The sequence below is a fragment of the Salipiger sp. D13 genome, from assembly GCF_003703915.1.
Taxonomy (GTDB): domain Bacteria; phylum Pseudomonadota; class Alphaproteobacteria; order Rhodobacterales; family Rhodobacteraceae; genus Salipiger; species Salipiger profundus.
Map to the genome: position 1 here is coordinate 49,365 of NZ_ML112593.1, position 17,656 is coordinate 67,020.

Here is a 17,656-nt window from a genome sequence, read left to right on the forward strand (position 1 = left end):
GGCCATGGTAAGCCCGCCGACAAGACCGGCCGCGATCACCAGAACAAGGATGACAGCCCAGAACCAAAATCGATTGTAGACCGGCGTCCTTGCATAACAGACGCCGCAACGGGAACTGCCAAAGCGAAGAGCGTGATCGCATTTCCAACAGGAAAAGAAACGTTTTGCACTCACATCGAGACCTATAGAGCATTGATTTGAAAAGAGCTACGCACCTCCTCTCACACGGATGGTGCAAGCAACAAGGTCTGGCTTCCCTTGGGTCACTTAAAATCATGACTTTGTAAACTTCCCGCTTCAGTTGTTACGGTGAAGCGGCCCGCACGCAGTCGGTTTTGCATAAAAATTCGTCCCGACGTCGGAAAACCTTCCGATCCGCACGCCCTTTCCGCAAGCATCCTGTGCTGCAAAAACATGCAACTCCGGCCGAGCTCGGACGGCGCAGGGAAAAAGCGCCTGTCCGGTTCTCCGCACGCTGCAGCAAAGTGCGAAGAGGTCGAGGTTAATCATTTCCACGACTTTTGAGATTGCCTCATGACACCCACCCTCTTTCACCCCGGGTATTCCAAGGCCGGCAGCACCTTTCTTCAGCGGTTCCTTTTCGGCCAGGCTCAGAGCGGTCTCACTGCCATCTACCAAAGCAGCACCTCGGACACCGTGGAGCGTCCGCGCAACCTGTCGCGACAGCTTGATCCAGGAGACGATGGCCACATCCCATCACTGTGGGACCGCATCCCCGGGCGGACCGGGATGGACTGCGATGCAGGCGGGTATCCGCTCTGATGAAGGCCCTTCTCAAGTACAGGAAACACATGGCCAACGCAGGCTGGGTGGTCGGCCTGAACCTCGTGCGGCAGCTTATCCAGCTGGCCTTCTTCGCGGTGCTCGTCCGCGAGCTGAGCAAGACCACGGTGGGGGAATACCAGCTCATCACCTCGGCCATCGGCCTGTGCGGGTTCTTCATCCTTCCGGGCGTCTCGAGCATGATCATGCAGTCCGTCGCGCGCGGCCACCTCGGCACGTTCCGCAAGGCGTTCCAGTTCCAGCTGGCGGGCGGCGTGCTCGGCGGCATCGCGATCTGCATCTACGCGCTGCTGATGGAGGCCCAGGCCGAAGAACTGCGCGTCGGCATGATGATCGCCGGCATCACCTTCCCCCTTGCCTACGGCCTGTCCGGCTGGACCGATTTCCAGGCAGGCCAGGGACGCTTCCGCCAGAACGCCTAATGGCAGTCCACGGTGGCGATCGCCTCTTATGGCACGATGATCGTGCTGCTGCTGGTGACGGACATCTCGCTCGGCTGGCTGATCGCCGTGCCCAACACGGTGCGCGCGGCGATCAACCTTCTGGCGCTGCGGATGGTCCTCAGGCAGATCCCGAAGGATGCCGAGCCCGAGGCCGGGGGCCTGAGCTACGGGCTGGAAACCTCGCTCTACAACGTCGCCAACTCGGTCGGGAACTACATCGACAAGTTCCTGCTGTTCTATCTGCTCTCGCCCGAGGCACTGGCGGTCTTCGTGGTCTCGGAACGGATCCCCGAGATCAGCAAGAAGTACTTCCAGCAGATGCGCAACGTGCTGGTGCCCAGCTTCTCGAAAAAGGCGAAGTACACGCCGGAGCTGAACCGCAAGATCAACATCGCGAGCGCTGTTGTGACGGTGGCGATCCTCTTCGTTATCTTCGCGGTGATCCCCTGGTTCATGCCGCTCATGTTCACCGATGCCTACGGCGAATCCGTGCTTTACTGCCAGCTTCTCATGGGAACGCTGATCATCGGTCAGGTCGCGCAGGCCCGGAATGTCTTCATCGTCTCGCGACTGGACGCAAAGGCGATGCGGAATGTAACCCTTGGCAGCAACGCGATCCGGATCCTGGCCTCCGCCGCTCTCGTGCCGTTCTTCGGCATCTACGGCGCCATTGCCTCGACGGCGATCTACAGGGTTTCGACGGCGGTCATCGTCTCGCTGCTCATGCGACGCTACAAGTAAATCGGCTATCCCGAGGCGCGCTTCAAAGGCAAACCTCGGGATATGACCGGGAACGCGAGCCATGGCGCGATGCGAAGGCGACAGCCTTTCGACAGGCTCAACCCTTATGGGACCCGTGGACGGACGCTCTTCCAGCTTTACTTGGCCACCGCATCGGCGATGTCCTGTGGATGCAGTGGGGCCAAGTCATGGGCGAGTCGCTTCTGGTAACTCAGGGCAGCACGGGACCACGCTCGAGAACCCGATGATCCCCACCTCGCCGCAGCGTTGAATGCGACCGAGGACGAGAGCCTGTTTATCCTGAGCGAGAACCTGTCGAAAAGCGGGCACCCTGCGCAGAAAGGATACCGCAGCGCCGCCGACGCCATGCGCGCGGCACGCGAAGCTATGGAGCGCTGGAACATGACCTCCAGAACCTGGGCGACACCGCTGCGGTAGACGTGCTTCTTGCCGGATGCCGCGACGAACTGACCGCTGCCGTCGCGGGTCAGAGCCCCGCGAAGGTTCGCCACTAGACGCGGCACCTGCGCCAGCGCGTCAGGGGACGCGAGGCGCAAGGGAAAAGAACGTGAACAGAACAGGAATGTGTGGCAACCTGTGTGGCAGAGGGGCTTGCGCGGGTCGGCGGGATGGTCTAAACGCCCGCTACCACTGGACAACGGCGAGTTGGCGGAGTGGTGACGCAGCGGATTGCAAATCCGTGTACACCGGTTCGATTCCGGTACTCGCCTCCACTTCTCCCCGAATACTCGAAGCATCCCCATGAAGCGTTCAGGCATCGCTGCCTGATGGCATGCCTCAGTTCAAGGCAGGGACCTGCGTGGCGGACAGCGGGGACTTCTGCCTCAAGCGATTGTCCCTCGCCTTTGTTCGCACACCGGATCCGCCCCACCGCTCGGGTCCGGTGCGCGGCAGGCATGCCCGCCTACCGCGCGCAGCCCCTTGCGTCAGGCGCGCGGGCCAATCGGGGTGCGGATCTCGCCCAGACCTTCGATCGAGACCGTGCAGAGGTCTCCCGGCACCATCGCTCCGACACCCGCCGGGGTGCCGGTCATCACCAGATCTCCCGGGCACAGCGTCACGCTCCGCGACAGGAAGGCGATCACCTCGGGCACCGACCAGATCATCTCGGAGAGGTCACCGTCCTGTTGCACCGTGCCGTTGACCGCGAGCCGGATCGCGCCCGTATCCGGGTGGCCGACGGCGCCGACCGGATGCACCGGCCCCACCACGGCGGACTGATCGAAGCCCTTCGACAGGTCCCACGGCCGACGCAGCTCCTTGGCCGCGTTCTGCAGATCGCGGCGCGTGAGGTCGTTGCCGATGGCGTAGCCCCAGACGTGATCGAGCGCCTCGGCCTCGGCGATGTCCGCGCCGCCCCGGCCCAGCGCGACGACGAGTTCGGCCTCGTAGTGCAGGTTCCCGGTCTCGGGCGGATAGGCGACGGTGATGCCGTCATCGACCACCGCGTCGGCGGGCTTCGTGAAGAAGAACGGCGGCTCGCGGTCCGGATCCCGGCCCATTTCGCGGGCGTGGGCGGCGTAATTGCGCCCGACGCAGAAGATGCGGCGCACCGGCAGCCGGTCGTCGCTGCCCGCGACGGCGACCGAGGGCTGCGGGATCGGGGGAAAGACAAAGGCCATGACGGCTCCTTTCTCCGGCACCGGAGGCCGGGTTGATCGAGGTCCTTGGCCCAAGGCTTAATTCGCGGCGCCGCCGATTGACAGCCCGTCCGAATGCAGCATTGATCGCGCCGGGAGGACAGGCGACGGCGGAACGCGCCGCGGGAAGGACAAGGCATGGCAAAGACGGTGGCGGTAATCGGGGCGGGAATCGTGGGTGTTTCCACGGCGATCTGGCTGCAGCGCGACGGACACGAGGTGATCCTGATCGACAAGGCGGGCCCCGGCGAGGGCACCAGCCACGGCAACGGGGGCGTATTGGCCTCCTGCTCGGTGATGCCGGTGCCGGCGCCCGGGCTCTGGACCAAGGCGCCGAAGATGCTGCTCGACCCGAACCAGCCGCTGTTCATGCGCTGGTCCTACCTGCCGAAGATCGCGCCGTGGCTGATGCAATTCATGTCGCATGCCAATGCCCCGGCAGTGCGCAAGCGGGCGGCGGCGGCCACCGCGATCATCGGCGACAGCCTTGCCGACCACCAGGCATTGGCGACCGGCACCGGCGCCGACAAGTGGATCGTGCCCGCGGATTACGTCTGGCTCTACAACAGCCGCGCCGACTACGACGCCGACACCCTCGGGCAGGAGGTCCGGCGCGAGAACGGCTTCGACTGGGAGTTTCTCGACGAGCCGGCCTTTCGCGCCTACGACCCGGCCTTCGGGCCCGAGATCACCTGCGCGGCGCGCTTTCCCGGTCATGGTCGCATCGCCGACCCGGGCCGCTACGTGAAGGACCTTGCCGCCCATGCACAGGCGCAGGGCGCCCGGCTGGTCATCGGCGAGGTGAGCGACATCGCCCGCGAGGCAGGCCGGGTCACCGGCGTACGGATCGGCGGCGAAACCATCCCCTGCGACGCCGCGGTGCTCACCGCGGGCGCGTGGTCTGCGAAACTCGCCGCGAAGCTCGGGGTGAAGGCGCCGCTGGAGTCCGAACGCGGCTACCACCTCGAACTCTACGAGCCCTCGGTCATGCCCCGCTCGCCGGTGATGGTGACGAGCGGCAAGTTCGTGGCGACGCCGATGGACGGGCGGCTGCGGCTTGCCGGCATCGTCGAACTGGGCGGGCTCGACGCACCGCCGTCGCGCGCCCCCTTCGCACTGCTCGAGCGACAGATCCGCAAGGCGATCCCGGGGCTGAGCTGGAAGAAGACGGTGGAGTGGATGGGGCACCGCCCCTCGATGGCCGATTCCCTGCCGATCATCGGCGAGGCGCCTTCGGTGAAGGGCGCGTTCATGGGCTTCGGGCACGATCATGTCGGTTTGACGGGCGGGCCGAAGACCGGTCGACTGCTTTCCCAGCTCATCGGCGGCAAGACTCCGAACATCAACCTTGCGCCCTATGCCCCGGATCGGTTTCACTGATACCGCAAAACGTTAGAATACAAACAACAGGGATACCGACCATGACGCTTGCAAGGACGCTTCTCGCCGCGACGGCGCTGACCGGGATGGCCGCCGCTGCCCACGCCGAGAAATGGGACATGCCGATGGCCTACGCGGCCACCAACTTCCACTCCGAGGTCGGCGCCGCGTTCGCCTCCTGCGTGACCGAGGGCACCGGCGGCGAGCTTGAAATCGTCACCCACCCGTCGGGCTCGCTCTTCGGCGGCGCCGAGATCAAGCGCGCGGTGATGACCGGCCAGGCCATGATCGGCGAACGGCTGATGTCGGCGCACCAGAACGAGAACCCGCTCTACGGGGTCGACTCGATCCCGTTCCTCGTATCCTCCTTCGACGAGCATGAAGAGCTCTGGAGCATTGCCGAGCCCTACGTCTCGGACGCGCTGGCCGAGGACAACCTGCACTACCTCTACTCGGTGCCGTGGCCGCCGCAGGGGCTTTATACCAACAAGCCGATCGAGGACATCTCGGACCTCAAGGGCCTGAAGTTCCGCTCCTATTCGACCGCGACCGCCAAGATGGCGGAGCTGACCGGAATGCTTCCGGTGCAGGTCGAGGCCGCGGAACTGAGCCAGGCGCTCGCCACGGGCGTCGCCGAAAGCTTCATCTCGTCGGGCGCGACCGGGTATGACCGCAAGGTGTGGGAGCAGCTGTCGAACTTCTACGAGGTCGACGCATGGCTGCCGCGGAACGCGGTTTTCGTGAACGCCGACGCGTGGAGCGACCTTTCGGACGAGTCCAAGTCGGTAATGAACGACTGCGCCAGCACGGCGGCGGCGGACGGCCTGCAGCGCTCGAAGGACTACACCGACTTCACGCTCGAGGAGCTCGAGAAGAACGGCATGACCGTCGAGCGGGCCAACGACACGCTCATGGGCCAGCTCAAGGAGATGGGCGAGGTCATGACCAACGAATGGCTCGAAGAGGCTGGCGAGGACGGCAAGGCCATCGTCGACGCCTACAAGGGCGAGTGACCGGATCGGGGCGGGCCTTTCGGCCTGCCCCTTCGGATCTGTTTCCAGATGGAATACGACGCCTTTCGCGAAAGCGAGCGGAGCGGATGGAACGAGCGCGCGGCGCTCTATGACGGTGCCACGGCGGTCGCCACCGTGCAGGCCGTTCCGATGCTTCTGCACATGACCCACCTGTCCCTCGGGGCGCGGCTGCTCGATGTCGGCTGCGGACCGGGCTATCTTGCCGGCGCCGCACAGGCGCTCGGCGCCCGCGCCACGGGCGTCGATTTCGCGCCCGCGATGGTGTCGCTCGCCCGTGCCCGTTTCCCCACGCTCGAGGTGATCGAGGGCGAGGCCGAGGCCCTGCCCTTCGACGACGCGAGCTTCGACGTCGTGGCCAGCAACATCGTGCTCTTCCATGTCGCCCACCCCGCCCGGGCGATCGCCGAAGGCGTACGGGTGCTGAAACCCGGCGGCCGGTTCGCCTTCAGCCAGTGGCTCGGCCCCGACCGCTCGGACCTCTACCGCGAATTGCGGGCGGTGCTGAACGCCCATGCCGACATGAGCCGCACCGAGCCCGCCCCCGACGCCTACAGCCTGTCGGACCCGGAAGCCGCCCGCGCCATGATGCGCGACGCCGGGCTCGAGGACATCGAGACCCGCGTGGTGCAGGTGCTGCTGCGCGCGCCCGAAGGCGATTTCTTCGACTTTTTCATGTCCTTCGGCGTGCGCGTGCCGCTCGTCGTGCAGGCCCAGGACGACGCCACCCGCCAGACCATCCGCGAGGCGATGAACGCCCGGATGGAGCGATTTCGCACAAGTCAGGGCTACGAGGTGCCGATGCCCGCCATTCTCTACGCAGGACGCAAACCATGAAGCTCTTACGCCGGACGCTCGACACGGCCTATCTCATCGGGGGCGTCATCGCCTCGTTCTTCCTCATCGCGATCCTGGTCATCATCGTGCTGCAGATGCTGGCGCGCTGGACCGGACAGGTCTTTCCGGGCGCCACCGATTACGCCGGCTATTGCATGGCCGCCGCATCCTTCTTCGCCTTCGCCTACGCGCTGAACCACGGCGCGCATATCCGCGTGTCGATCCTGCTCACCGCGCTGGGGCGCCACCGCAAGTGGGGCGAGATCTGGTGCTTCGGCATCGGCACCGCCATCTCGACCTGGTTCGCGTGGTACGCCATCCGGGGCAACCAGATCTCGCTGCGGTTCAACGAGTTGAGCCAGGGGCTCGACGCAACGCCGATCTGGATCCCGCAGCTGTCGATGTCGATCGGCACCGTGCTGCTGGCCGTGGCCTTCTGGGATCACCTGATCCGCCTGATCGTCACCGGCAGCCACGGCATCACCACCGATCTCGTCGACCAGAGCCAGGGAGAGTGACATGGAACAGCTGATCCCCATCGGTATCTTCCTCTTCGTGCTCTTCCTGCTCCTGGGCTCCGGCGTCTGGGTGGGCCTCGCGCTCATGGGCGTGGCCTATGTCGGCATGGAGCTCTTCACCTCGCGCCCGGCGGGCGACGCGATGATCACCAAGATCTGGTCGTCCTCGTCGAGCTGGACGCTGACCGCCCTGCCCCTCTTCATATGGATGGGCGAGATCCTCTACCGGACCCGATTGTCCGAGGACATGTTCCGTGGCCTGTCGCCATGGATGGCGCGCCTGCCCGGCGGGCTGGTGCACACCAACATCGTCGGCTGCACGGTCTTCGCCGCCGTCTCGGGCTCGTCGGCGGCGACGCTGACCACCGTCGGCAAGATGTCGATTCCCGAGCTGCGCAAGCGCAACTACCCCGAGACCATGGTGATCGGTACGCTCGCGGGCGCGGCGACGCTGGGGCTGATGATCCCGCCCTCGCTGACGCTGATCGTCTACGGCGTGACCATCAACGAGAGCATCACCAAGCTCTTCATGGCGGGCGTGTTCCCGGGTCTCGTGCTGGCGGCGCTCTTCATGGGCTACGTAGCGGTGACTTCCTTCGTCTCCAAGGATTTCGACCCGGACCCCGAGCCGCCGATGAGCTTCACCGAGAAACTCCGGAACTCGCGTTTCCTGATCCCGGTGATCTGCCTGATCCTCGTGGTCATCGGCTCGATGTACATGGGCTGGGCGACCGCCACCGAGGCCGCGGCCTTCGGCGTCATCGGCTCGATGCTGCTGGCCGCGACGCAGGGTTCGCTGACCTGGGGCACCTTCTCGGAAAGCCTCATGGGCGCGGTACGCACGTCGGCGATGATCGCGCTGATCCTCGCAGGCGCATCCTTCCTGTCGCTGTCGATGGGCTTCACCGGCATCCCACGCGGGCTTGCCGACCTGATCGCCAGCTGGGAGCTGTCGCGCTTCCAGCTGCTGATGGCGCTGCTGGTGTTCTACGTGGTGCTGGGCTGCTTCCTCGACGGCATTTCCTCGGTGGTGCTGACCATGGCGGTGGTCGAGCCGATGATCCGCGCGGCGGGCATCGACCTCATCTGGTTCGGCATCTTCATCGTGGTCGTCGTCGAGATGGCGCAGATCACGCCCCCCATCGGCTTCAACCTCTTCGTGCTGCAGGGGATGACCGGCCACGAGATGAACTTCATCGCCCGCGCGGCGATTCCGATGTTCCTGATCATGGTGGTGATGGTCTTCGTGCTCATCGCCTTCCCCGACCTCGCCACATGGCTGCCGGACAACATCCGCAAGGGTCCGGCGAGCTGACAGTTTGACGGAAGCGCTTGCACATTTCGCGGCGGCCCCATGGGTCGCCGCGCTCGCTCTGGCGGTGGTCTTCGCAGGGGCGGTGGTCCAGTTCTCGCTCGGCATGGGCTTCGGGCTGACCGTGGCACCGATCCTCGCGCTGCTCGATCCGGCGCTGGTGCCGGTCCCGGCGTTGCTGATGAGCTTCGTCGTGGCGGCCGGCGGCGCGCTGCGCGAGGTCCGGGCGATCCGCTGGGCGGACGCGGCGATGGCCGCCGGAGGCCGGGGCATCGGGGCGCTCGTCGCGGCGGCGCTGCTGGGAAGCATCGCGTCCGGAGACGGCTTCTCGCTTGTCTTTGGCGCGCTGGTGCTGGGCGCGGTCGGGCTGTCGGTGGCGGGACTGCGGCCGGCCTACCGGCCGCGCAACCTTCTGGCGATGGGCACAGTTTCGGGCATCATGGCCACCATCACCTCGGTCGGGGCACCGCCACTGGCCATGGTCTTCCAGTCCGAACCGATCTCGCGCGCGAGACCCACCCTCGCCGCGATCTTCACCTGCGGCACGGTGTTCTCGCTCACCGGCCTCTGGGCGAGCGGCTGGGCGACCCTGACGGACCTCTGGCTTGCGCTGCTGCTGTCGCCCGCGGCACTGGCCGGGTTCTTCGCGTCGCGCACCCTGGGCCGCAGGATCGACGCGCGCTACCGGCTGGCACTGCTTGGCATCAGCGCGGCGGCCGGGGCCGCGCTGGTCGTGAAGGGGCTCGCATGAGCCCGCTTCTCGCCTGCGCCCGGCACGCCCGCTGGCTCCTCGTGGCCGGGCTCGTGGCCGGGGTGGCGCTGCCCGGGGCCGCGAGCGTCGTGCGGCCCTGGCTTCCGGAACTGGTGGCGCTCATGCTGTTCCTCGCGGCGCTGCGGATCGGCCCCCGGCGGGCGCTCGGCGCGCTGCACGAGCTGCGCGAGACGGCGGCGGTCACGCTGGTCTGGCAGTTGGTCCTGCCGCTGACCGCGCTCACGATCGTCGCCACGCTGGGTGGCCTCGGCACGCCCGCCGCGCTGGCGGCGATCCTGATGCTCGCCGCCCCGCCGCTTGCAGGCAGCCCGAACCTCACCATGCTGGTCGGCGCCGATCCGGCGCCGGCGTTGCGGCTGCTGGTCCTCGGCACGGCGGCCCTGCCGCTCACGGTAGTGCCGGTGCTCTGGGGGTTGCCGGCGCTCGGCGATGCCCCCGCCGTCACCGCCGCGGTGCTGCGCCTGCTGACCACCATCGTCCTCGCGGCGGGCCTTGCGTTCGCGCTGAGGCTCACGGTGCTGAAACAGCCATCGGAGCGGGCACTGAGCCAGATCGACGGGCTTTCGGCGCTGACCATGACGGTGATGGTGCTCGGACTGATGGCCGCCGTCGGACCGGCGATGACCGAGCGGCCCGTGGCGCTGCTGGGATGGCTGGCGCTCGCCTGTCTTGCGAACCTCGGCCCGCAGATGGTGGTCGCGAGGCTCCTGCGCGGCAGGATGCCGAACGCCCGCGTGCCGGCGCTCGCGATCACCGCCGGAAACCGCAACATCGCGCTGTTTCTCGTGGCCCTTCCGCCCCAGACCACCGAGGCGCTGCTGCTGTTCATCGGCTGCTACCAGGTGCCGATGTATCTCACGCCGCTGCTGATGACCCGCTTCTACCGGGCCCGGGCCTGAGCCAAAGAATTTTCGTCCGAAAATTCTTGCCCCCTCCGCACCTGGTCCAAGATTTTTCGGACGAAAAATCTTTTCCGCCTCACGCCGGCGGCCAGGCGGGCAGGAAGCTGTCCTTCTCGGCGGCGATGAACTCCCACACGGTGCGCGCCGCACCGCTCAACGGGGCCTCGGCGCGGTGCAGCAGAAACCAGTGGCGGGTGATCGGCAGCCCCGGCAGGTCGAGCGCCACCAGCCGCCCGCTGCGCAGCTCCTCGACCACCGTGTGATAGGAGATCAGCGCCAGCCCCAGCCCCGCGATGACCGCCTGCTTGATGGTCTCGTTGGTGCCCATCTCGACGCGCTCGTAGGTCTTGCCCTCGCCGATCCGGTCGAGGAACCGCGTCGCGAGGATGCGCGTGCCCGAGCCCTGCTCGCGCATGAGGATCGTCTCGGCCAGCACGTCGTCGGGGGTGATCCGCTCCGCCCCCGCAAGCGGATGGTCCGGCGGTGCGATCAGCACATGCGGGTGATCGCCGAGCGAGATCACCTCGAGCGGCGGGGCGCGCGGCGGCCGTCCCATGATCGCGAGATCCAGCGCCCCGTCCTGCAGCGCCGTGATGATCGTGTCGCGGTTGCCGACCTGCAGGAGGATCTCGATGTCGGGGCAGCTCCGGCGCAGGCGTGCGACGATGCCCGGCGCGAAATACTTGCCGGTCGAGACCACGCCGAGCACCACGGTGCCGGCCATGCCCTTCTGCAGCGCATCGATTCGGTGCAGCGCCATGCGGAAACCGGCGTCGGCCTTCTCGTGAGCCTGTAGAAGCGCCGCGCCCTCGGGGGTGGCGTGGAACGGACCGGCGCCGTCCCGCGACAGCATGGCACACCCAAAGGTCTGATCCAGCGCCTTCAACTGGCTGTGGACGGCGGGCGCCGAAAGCCCCAGTTCCTCGGCCGCGCGCGAAATAGATCCCGTGCGATCAACGGCTTCCAGTGCACGGAGCTGCTTGAAGGTCAGCGAGGCCAGTCTTCGCATTTCACATTTTCCTAATGCGTGGTCAGATTTTTTAAATTTTCTAACAAGCGGCAATCGTCAAGATCAAGGTCAAGTCACCCGTCGAGGAGGAGGAGGCCTTGATGACCGACCGCAACCCATATTCCCCCGACGCGCCGATCCCGGCCCGTCTGCGCCCCGCGATGGAAGCCCTCGGCCGTGTCGGCCGCGATCTGTCCCGCCGCATCGCCCGTGGCCCGCTCGGCGGCCAGCTCGCCGCCACCGTGGGCGACAATGCCGACGGCGACCGGCAGAAGGCGCTCGACGTGCTCGCCGACGAGGCCTTTGCCCGCGATCTCGCCGGAACCGGCGTGCGCTGGTATGCCTCGGAAGAGCAGGAGGGCGTCGTCGAGCTCGACCCGCGCGGCACGCTGGCGCTGGCCATCGACCCGCTCGACGGCTCGTCCAACATCGAGACCAACGTCTCCATCGGCACCATCTTCTCGATCCGCGAGGCCGGCCCCGAGGGCGAGGCGAGCTTCCTGCGCCCGGGCCACGAGCAGATCGCCGCTGGCTACATCATCTACGGCCCCCAGTGCATGATGCTGGTGACCTTCGGCGACGGCGTGCAGGACTACATCCTCGACCCCGAGACCGGGCGCTTCACGCTGGTCAACAGCCAGCTCACGATCCCCGGGGAAAGCGCCGAGTTCGCGATCAACGCGTCGAACTACCGGCACTGGTCGAAGCCGGTGCGCGCCTACATCGACGACTGCCTCGCCGGCAGCGAGGGACCCCGCGCCAAGAACTTCAACATGCGCTGGATCGCCTCGCTCGTCGCCGAGACCCACCGCATCCTCGTGCGCGGCGGGCTGTTCCTCTACCCGCGCGACGACCGCCCCGGCTACGACATGGGCCGGCTGCGCATGGTCTACGAATGCGCCCCCATCGCCATGCTCGTCGAGCAGGCGCAGGGCCGCGCCACCGACACCACGACCCGCATTCTCGACAAGGTCCCGGCGGAGCTTCACGCCCGCACCCCCTTCGTCTTCGGCTCGATCACCAAGGTCGACCGGGTCACCGCCTACCATGACCTGCCCGAGCAGGAAGTCTCCGCCCTCTTCGGCAATCGCGGCCTGTTCCGCGTCTGACCCCAGATCCGAAAGACCAGACAAGACCATGAGCAAGAAGCACCCCATCATCTCCGTCACCGGCTCGTCGGGCGCAGGCACCACGACGGTCAAGGCGACCTTCGACCAGATCTTCCGCCGCGAGGGGATCAAGGCCGTGTCGATCGAGGGCGACGCCTTCCACCGCTACAACCGCGCCGACATGAAGGCCGAACTGGCCAGCAGGCTCGAGGCCGGCGACGAGACGTTCTCGCATTTCTCCTACGACGCCAACGAGCTGGGCGCGCTCGAGGACATCTTCCGCACCTACGGCGAGACCGGCACCGGCAAGACCCGCCACTACATCCATGACGACCGGGAGGCCCAGGCGCATGGCACGCCACCGGGGCATTTCACCGACTGGAAACCCTTCGACGACGACAGCGACCTGCTGTTCTACGAGGGTCTGCACGGCGCGGTGAAGAACGACGAGGTGAACCTCTCGGCGCTGGCGGACCTCAAGATCGGCGTGGTGCCGGTCATCAACCTCGAGTGGATCCAGAAAATCCACCGCGACAAGGCCAGCCGCGGCTACACCACCGAGGCGGTGACCGACGTCATCCTGCGCCGGATGCATGCCTACGTGCACTGCATCTGCCCGCAGTTCACCGAGACCGACGTGAACTTCCAGCGGGTGCCGGTGGTGGACACCTCGAACCCGTTCATCGCCCGCTGGATCCCCACCGCCGACGAGAGCCTCGTGGTGATCCGCTTCAAGAACCCGCGGGGGATCGATTTCCCCTACCTGACCTCGATGATCCAGAATTCGTGGATGAGCCGGGCGAACTCGATCGTCATCCCGGGCGGCAAGATGGACCTCGCGATGCAGCTCATCTTCACGCCGATGGTCCAGCGGCTCGTTCACGAATCCAAGCGCGCCTGAAGGAGAGAGCGATGACCCTGCAGCAGACAATCTCGACCAGCACCGAGGATCTGATGGCCAACGCCATCCGCGCGCTCGCGATGGACGCGGTCCAGGCCGCGAACTCGGGCCATCCCGGCGCTCCGATGGGCATGGCCGACGTGGCGACCGTGCTGTTCAACCGCTTCATGTCGGTCGATCCGCGCGACGACACATGGCCCGACCGCGACCGCTTCGTGATGAGCGCCGGGCACGGCTCGATGCTGGTCTACGCGATCAACCACCTGCTCGGCTACGACGACATGCCGATCGACCAGCTCAGGCGCTTCCGCCAGCTTGGCAGCCGCACCGCCGGCCACCCGGAATACGGCCACGCCAAGGGCATCGAGACCACCACGGGGCCGCTCGGCCAGGGGATTTCCACCGCCGTCGGCATGGCCCTGGCCGAGCGCATGATGAACGCGCGTTTCGGCTCCGACCTCGTGGACCATTACACCTATGTCATCGCCGGCGACGGCTGCCTCATGGAGGGCATCAGCCACGAGGCCATCGACCTTGCCGGCCACCTGAACCTCTCCCGCCTGATCGTCTTCTGGGACGACAACGGGATCACCATCGACGGGGGCACCGACCTCTCCACCTCCACCGATCAGCTGGCGCGCTTCGCGGCCGCGGGTTGGCACGTGGCCTCCGTCGATGGTCATGACAAGACGGCCATCGCCGCCGCGATCGAGACCGCGCGCGCCGACGGCCGCCCCTCGATGATCGCCTGCAAGACGGTGATCGGCTACGGCGCGCCCAGCAAGCAAGGCACCCACGGTGTGCACGGCGCGCCACTCGGCGACGACGAGATCGCGGCCACCCGCGAGGCGCTCGGCTGGAGCTGGCCGCCCTTCGAGGTGCCGCCGGAAGTGCGTGACGCCTGGCGCGCGGTCGCCGCGCGCGGCGCCGAGGCGCGCTCGGCATGGGCCCGGCGGCTGTTCGAGAGCCCCCGCGCCGACGCCTTCCGCGCCGCCCATGCGCCCACCGATGCCACTGCGCTCGACGCGGCGATCACCGCCTACAAGCACCGGCTGTCGGCCGATGCGCCCAAGGTCGCCACCCGCAAGGCCAGCGAGATGGCGCTCGAGGTGGTCAATGGCACGCTGCCCAACACAGTCGGCGGCTCGGCCGACCTCACCGGCTCGAACAACACGAAGACCAGCGGCCAGACGCCGGTCACGCCGGGCGACTACGCCGGCAGCTACATCCACTACGGCATCCGCGAGCACGGCATGGCCGCCGCGATGAACGGCATCGCGCTGCACGGCGGGCTGAAGCCCTACGGCGGCACGTTCCTCGCCTTCGCCGACTACTGCCGGCCCGCCATGCGGCTCAGCAGCCTGATGGGCGTGCCGGTGGTCTACGTGATGACCCATGACAGCATCGGTCTCGGCGAGGATGGCCCGACCCATCAGCCGGTCGAGACCCTCGCCAGCCTGCGCGCCATGCCCAACCATCTCGTGTTCCGGCCCGCCGACGCGGTCGAGACCGCCGAGGCCTGGCAGATCGCCATGACGCAGACCGCCACCCCCAGCACGCTGGCGCTGTCGCGGCAGGGGCTGCCGACGGTGCGGACGACCCACACCGATGCGAACCTCACCGCCCGGGGCGCCTATGTCCTGCGCGACGTGGCAAAGCGCGACGTGACGCTGATCGCCACCGGCTCCGAGGTCGAGATCGCGCTGGCCGCCTACGAGGCACTGGCCGCCGAAGGCATCGCCGCCGCGGTTGTCTCGGCCCCCTGCTTCGAGCTCTTTGCCGAGCAGACGCCGGAGTATCGCGCCGAGGTGCTGGGCAACGCGCCCCGCGTCGGCATCGAGGCCGCGATCCGGCAGGGATGGGATCTCATGCTGCGGCCCGAGGACGGCTTCATCGGCATGACCGGCTTCGGCGCATCGGCGCCCGCCCCCGAGCTCTACCGCCATTTCGGCATCACGGCAGAGGCCGCGACCGGCCTCGCCAAGGACCTGATCTAAAAGACAAAGGGACATCCATGACTGTCAAGGTTGCGATAAACGGCTTCGGCCGTATCGGGCGAAATGTGCTCCGCGCCATCGCGGAATCGGGTCGCACCGACATCGAGGTGGTTGCCATCAACGACCTCGGCCCGGTCGAGACCAACGGCCATCTGCTGCGCTACGACAGCGTCCACGGGCGCTTCCCCGGCGAGGTCACGGTCAGCGGCAACACAATCGACGCCGGCACCGGACCGATCATGGTCACCGCCGAGCGCGATCCTGCCGCCCTGCCCTGGGGTGACGTGGACATCGCGCTGGAATGCACCGGCCTCTTCACCGCCCGGGACAAGGCCGCGCTGCACCTCGAGAACGGCGCGAAGCGCGTGCTGGTCTCGGCCCCGGCGTCGGGCGCGGACAAGACCATCGTCTACGGCGTGAACCACGACAGCCTGACCGCCGACGATGTCGTCGTCTCGAACGCCTCCTGCACCACGAATTGTCTCTCGCCGGTGGCAAAGGCCCTCAACGATGCCATCGGCATCGAAAAGGGCTTCATGACCACGATCCACAGCTACACCGGTGACCAGCCGACGCTGGACACCATGCACGCGGATCTCTACCGGGGCCGCGCCGCGGCGCTGTCGATGATCCCGACCTCGACCGGTGCCGCCAAGGCCGTGGGCCTCGTGCTGCCTGAACTGAACGGCAGGCTCGATGGCGTCGCCATCCGCGTGCCCACCCCGAACGTGTCGGTCGTCGATCTCGTGTTCGAGGCCGCCCGCGACACGACCGTCGACGAGGTCAACACCGCAATCCGTGCCGCCGCCGACGGCCCGCTCAAGGGGGTGCTGGGCTACACGACCGCCGCCAACGTCTCGATCGACTTCAACCACGATCCGCATTCGTCGGTCTTCCACATGGACCAGACCAAGGTGATGGACGGCCGCATGGTCCGCATCCTGTCGTGGTACGACAACGAGTGGGGCTTCTCGAACCGCATGGCCGACACTGCCGTCGCGATGGGGAGGCTGATCTGATGCGCATCCGTCCGATCAGCGGCGAAAGCGTCACCGGCAAACGCCTGCTCGTGCGTGCCGACCTGAACGTGCCGGTCGAAAACGGCCGGGTCACGGACGCCACCCGCGTCACCCGCTTCGCCGAGGGCATGAAGCCGCTACTGGCACGCGGTGCCCGGCTGGTGATCCTCACCCACTTCGGGCGGCCGAAGCCCGGCGAGCTCGACCCGTCGTTCTCGGTCGACAAGCTGCGCCCGGCACTGTCGGAGGCGCTCGGCGTGCCAGTGCGCTTCTCCGACACCTGCGCCACCGAGGGCGCCGTGATCCTGTCGAAGCAGCTGGCGGACGGCGAGGTGCTGCTCTGCGAGAACCTGCGCTACAACCCCGGCGAGACCGCGAACGACGCGGGCTTCGCGGCGGAACTGGCCCGTCTCGGCGACCTCTACGTCAACGATGCCTTTTCCTGTGCGCACCGGGCCCACGCCTCGACCGCCGCCGTCGCGGGTCTGCTTCCGGCCTACGCCGGCCCGCTGCTGGTCGAGGAGATGGAGGCGCTCACCTCCGCGCTCGAGGCCCCCGAACGGCCCTCGGTTGCGCTGGTGGGCGGCGCCAAGGTGTCGACCAAGATCGCGGTGCTGAAGAACCTCGTCGGCAGGCTCGACGCGGTGATCGTCGGCGGCGGCATGGCCAACACCTTCCTCTTCGCACGCGGCTGCCCGATGGGCCGCTCGCTGCACGAGGCCGACCAGGTCGCCACGGTGCGCGAGATCGAGGCGCTGGCCGAACGGTCGCGCTGCGAAATCCTGCTGCCCGAGGACGTGGTCGTCGCCCGCGAGTTCAAAGCCGGCGCCCCCTGCGAGACGGTGGCCGCCGACCAATGCGCCGAGGACGCGATGATCCTCGACGCCGGGCCACGGTCGGCCACGACCTTCATGGCGCGGCTGAACCACGCCCACACGATCCTGTGGAACGGCCCGCTCGGCGCCTTCGAGATTCCGCCCTTCGACGCGGCGACGGTCGCGGTGGCGCGGAAGGCCGCCGACCTCTGCCACGAGGGCCGCGCGGTGGCCATCGCCGGCGGCGGCGACACCGTCGCGGCGCTGAACGCCGCCGGGGTCACGGGCGACTTCACCTATGTCTCCACCGCCGGTGGGGCATTCCTGGAATGGCTGGAAGGCAAGACGCTGCCCGGCATCGCGGCGCTTTGCGCGCCCAAGCAAGCGGCCTGAGGGAGGACCGAA

Annotated in this window: 17 protein-coding genes and 1 tRNA gene; 16 read left to right on the top strand and 2 right to left on the bottom strand. The window is 67.3% G+C overall.

Annotated elements, in window-relative coordinates; all coding sequences use genetic code 11:
• The first annotated feature begins 534 nt into the window (after positions 1-534).
• The 4 genes from D6860_RS08750 (at position 535) to D6860_RS08765 (ending at position 2,722) form a co-directional block, all read left to right on the top strand.
• A complete protein-coding gene (locus D6860_RS08750) occupies positions 535-783 on the top strand; it encodes a hypothetical protein (protein WP_083697814.1) in 249 nt (82 codons plus the stop codon).
• Between the two features lie 29 nt (positions 784-812).
• On the top strand, positions 813-1,226 hold the full coding sequence (locus D6860_RS08755) for an oligosaccharide flippase family protein (RefSeq protein WP_076623753.1): 414 nt from the start codon (positions 813-815) through the stop codon (positions 1,224-1,226).
• Between the two features lie 12 nt (positions 1,227-1,238).
• Entirely contained in the window at positions 1,239-1,988 is a 750-nt protein-coding gene (locus D6860_RS08760) for a lipopolysaccharide biosynthesis protein (protein ID WP_076623752.1), read from the top strand.
• Between the two features lie 660 nt (positions 1,989-2,648).
• Positions 2,649-2,722: transfer RNA gene (locus D6860_RS08765), tRNA-Cys, on the top strand.
• Positions 2,723-2,935: 213 nt separating this feature from the next.
• Here the strand turns inward: D6860_RS08765 and D6860_RS08770 are convergent.
• Positions 2,936-3,631, bottom strand: a complete 696-nt coding sequence (locus D6860_RS08770) for a fumarylacetoacetate hydrolase family protein (protein ID WP_076623750.1) — start codon at positions 3,629-3,631, stop codon at positions 2,936-2,938.
• Between the two features lie 156 nt (positions 3,632-3,787).
• Here D6860_RS08770 and D6860_RS08775 point away from each other — a divergent pair, with 156 nt between their 5' ends.
• The 7 genes from D6860_RS08775 to D6860_RS08805 are packed head-to-tail and all read left to right on the top strand — an operon-like array spanning position 3,788 to position 10,398.
• Positions 3,788-5,029 carry an NAD(P)/FAD-dependent oxidoreductase gene (locus D6860_RS08775; RefSeq protein ID WP_076623749.1) on the top strand — a complete coding sequence of 414 codons (1,242 nt, stop codon included), beginning with the start codon at positions 3,788-3,790 and terminating at the stop codon, positions 5,027-5,029.
• A gap of 41 nt (positions 5,030-5,070) precedes the next feature.
• Positions 5,071-6,042 carry a TRAP transporter substrate-binding protein gene (locus D6860_RS08780; RefSeq protein ID WP_076623748.1) on the top strand — a complete coding sequence of 324 codons (972 nt, stop codon included), beginning with the start codon at positions 5,071-5,073 and terminating at the stop codon, positions 6,040-6,042.
• A 48-nt stretch (positions 6,043-6,090) separates the two neighbouring features.
• The gene (locus D6860_RS08785) at positions 6,091-6,897 is read left to right on the top strand and encodes a class I SAM-dependent methyltransferase (RefSeq protein WP_076623747.1); all 807 of its coding nucleotides are present in this window, start codon (positions 6,091-6,093) and stop codon (positions 6,895-6,897) included.
• Positions 6,894-7,415, top strand: coding sequence for a TRAP transporter small permease (locus tag D6860_RS08790; RefSeq protein WP_076623746.1), 522 nt, complete (start codon positions 6,894-6,896; stop codon positions 7,413-7,415). Before D6860_RS08785 ends, D6860_RS08790 begins: the two co-directional genes overlap by 4 nt.
• 1 nt (position 7,416) lies before the next feature.
• Positions 7,417-8,730, top strand: coding sequence for a TRAP transporter large permease (locus D6860_RS08795; RefSeq protein WP_076623745.1), 1,314 nt, complete (start codon positions 7,417-7,419; stop codon positions 8,728-8,730).
• A gap of 4 nt (positions 8,731-8,734) precedes the next feature.
• A complete protein-coding gene (locus D6860_RS08800; RefSeq protein ID WP_076623744.1) occupies positions 8,735-9,478 on the top strand; it encodes a TSUP family transporter in 744 nt (247 codons plus the stop codon).
• Entirely contained in the window at positions 9,475-10,398 is a 924-nt protein-coding gene (locus tag D6860_RS08805; RefSeq protein WP_076623743.1) for a hypothetical protein, read from the top strand. The genes D6860_RS08800 and D6860_RS08805 overlap by 4 nt, the downstream gene beginning before the upstream one ends.
• Before the next feature lie 79 nt (positions 10,399-10,477).
• Here D6860_RS08805 and cbbR read toward each other — a convergent pair whose 3' ends face one another.
• Complete coding sequence (gene cbbR / locus D6860_RS08810) at positions 10,478-11,410, bottom strand: LysR family regulator CbbR (protein WP_076623742.1); 933 nt, start codon at positions 11,408-11,410, stop codon at positions 10,478-10,480.
• Between the two features lie 101 nt (positions 11,411-11,511).
• Between cbbR and D6860_RS08815 the strand changes: the two genes are divergently transcribed.
• Genes D6860_RS08815 through pgk form a run of 5 tightly spaced genes read left to right on the top strand, consistent with a single transcriptional unit; the run spans position 11,512 to position 17,644 of the window.
• Entirely contained in the window at positions 11,512-12,519 is a 1,008-nt protein-coding gene (locus D6860_RS08815) for a class 1 fructose-bisphosphatase (RefSeq protein ID WP_017467521.1), read from the top strand.
• Between the two features lie 28 nt (positions 12,520-12,547).
• The gene (locus tag D6860_RS08820; protein WP_017467522.1) at positions 12,548-13,420 is read left to right on the top strand and encodes a phosphoribulokinase; all 873 of its coding nucleotides are present in this window, start codon (positions 12,548-12,550) and stop codon (positions 13,418-13,420) included.
• A gap of 11 nt (positions 13,421-13,431) precedes the next feature.
• Complete coding sequence (tkt, locus tag D6860_RS08825; protein WP_076623741.1) at positions 13,432-15,417, top strand: transketolase; 1,986 nt, start codon at positions 13,432-13,434, stop codon at positions 15,415-15,417.
• Positions 15,418-15,434: 17 nt separating this feature from the next.
• Positions 15,435-16,436 carry a type I glyceraldehyde-3-phosphate dehydrogenase gene (gap, locus tag D6860_RS08830; RefSeq protein WP_076623740.1) on the top strand — a complete coding sequence of 334 codons (1,002 nt, stop codon included), beginning with the start codon at positions 15,435-15,437 and terminating at the stop codon, positions 16,434-16,436.
• The gene (gene pgk / locus D6860_RS08835; RefSeq protein ID WP_076623739.1) at positions 16,436-17,644 is read left to right on the top strand and encodes a phosphoglycerate kinase; all 1,209 of its coding nucleotides are present in this window, start codon (positions 16,436-16,438) and stop codon (positions 17,642-17,644) included. The genes gap and pgk overlap by 1 nt, the downstream gene beginning before the upstream one ends.
• Positions 17,645-17,656: the final 12 nt, after the last annotated feature.

Bases quoted from the DNA above. Each gene is read 5' to 3' on its own strand.
- D6860_RS08750 (WP_083697814.1), top strand. From the start codon at position 535: ATGACACCCACCCTCTTTCACCCCGGGTATTCCAAGGCCGGCAGCACC.
- D6860_RS08755 (WP_076623753.1), top strand. From the start codon at position 813: ATGGCCAACGCAGGCTGGGTGGTCGGCCTGAACCTCGTGCGGCAGCTT.
- D6860_RS08770 (WP_076623750.1), bottom strand. From the start codon at position 3,631: ATGGCCTTTGTCTTTCCCCCGATCCCGCAGCCCTCGGTCGCCGTCGCG.
- D6860_RS08775 (WP_076623749.1), top strand. From the start codon at position 3,788: ATGGCAAAGACGGTGGCGGTAATCGGGGCGGGAATCGTGGGTGTTTCC.
- D6860_RS08780 (WP_076623748.1), top strand. From the start codon at position 5,071: ATGACGCTTGCAAGGACGCTTCTCGCCGCGACGGCGCTGACCGGGATG.
- D6860_RS08785 (WP_076623747.1), top strand. From the start codon at position 6,091: ATGGAATACGACGCCTTTCGCGAAAGCGAGCGGAGCGGATGGAACGAG.
- D6860_RS08790 (WP_076623746.1), top strand. From the start codon at position 6,894: ATGAAGCTCTTACGCCGGACGCTCGACACGGCCTATCTCATCGGGGGC.
- D6860_RS08795 (WP_076623745.1), top strand. From the start codon at position 7,417: ATGGAACAGCTGATCCCCATCGGTATCTTCCTCTTCGTGCTCTTCCTG.
- D6860_RS08805 (WP_076623743.1), top strand. From the start codon at position 9,475: ATGAGCCCGCTTCTCGCCTGCGCCCGGCACGCCCGCTGGCTCCTCGTG.
- cbbR (WP_076623742.1), bottom strand. From the start codon at position 11,410: ATGCGAAGACTGGCCTCGCTGACCTTCAAGCAGCTCCGTGCACTGGAA.
- D6860_RS08815 (WP_017467521.1), top strand. From the start codon at position 11,512: ATGACCGACCGCAACCCATATTCCCCCGACGCGCCGATCCCGGCCCGT.
- D6860_RS08820 (WP_017467522.1), top strand. From the start codon at position 12,548: ATGAGCAAGAAGCACCCCATCATCTCCGTCACCGGCTCGTCGGGCGCA.
- tkt (WP_076623741.1), top strand. From the start codon at position 13,432: ATGACCCTGCAGCAGACAATCTCGACCAGCACCGAGGATCTGATGGCC.
- gap (WP_076623740.1), top strand. From the start codon at position 15,435: ATGACTGTCAAGGTTGCGATAAACGGCTTCGGCCGTATCGGGCGAAAT.
- pgk (WP_076623739.1), top strand. From the start codon at position 16,436: ATGCGCATCCGTCCGATCAGCGGCGAAAGCGTCACCGGCAAACGCCTG.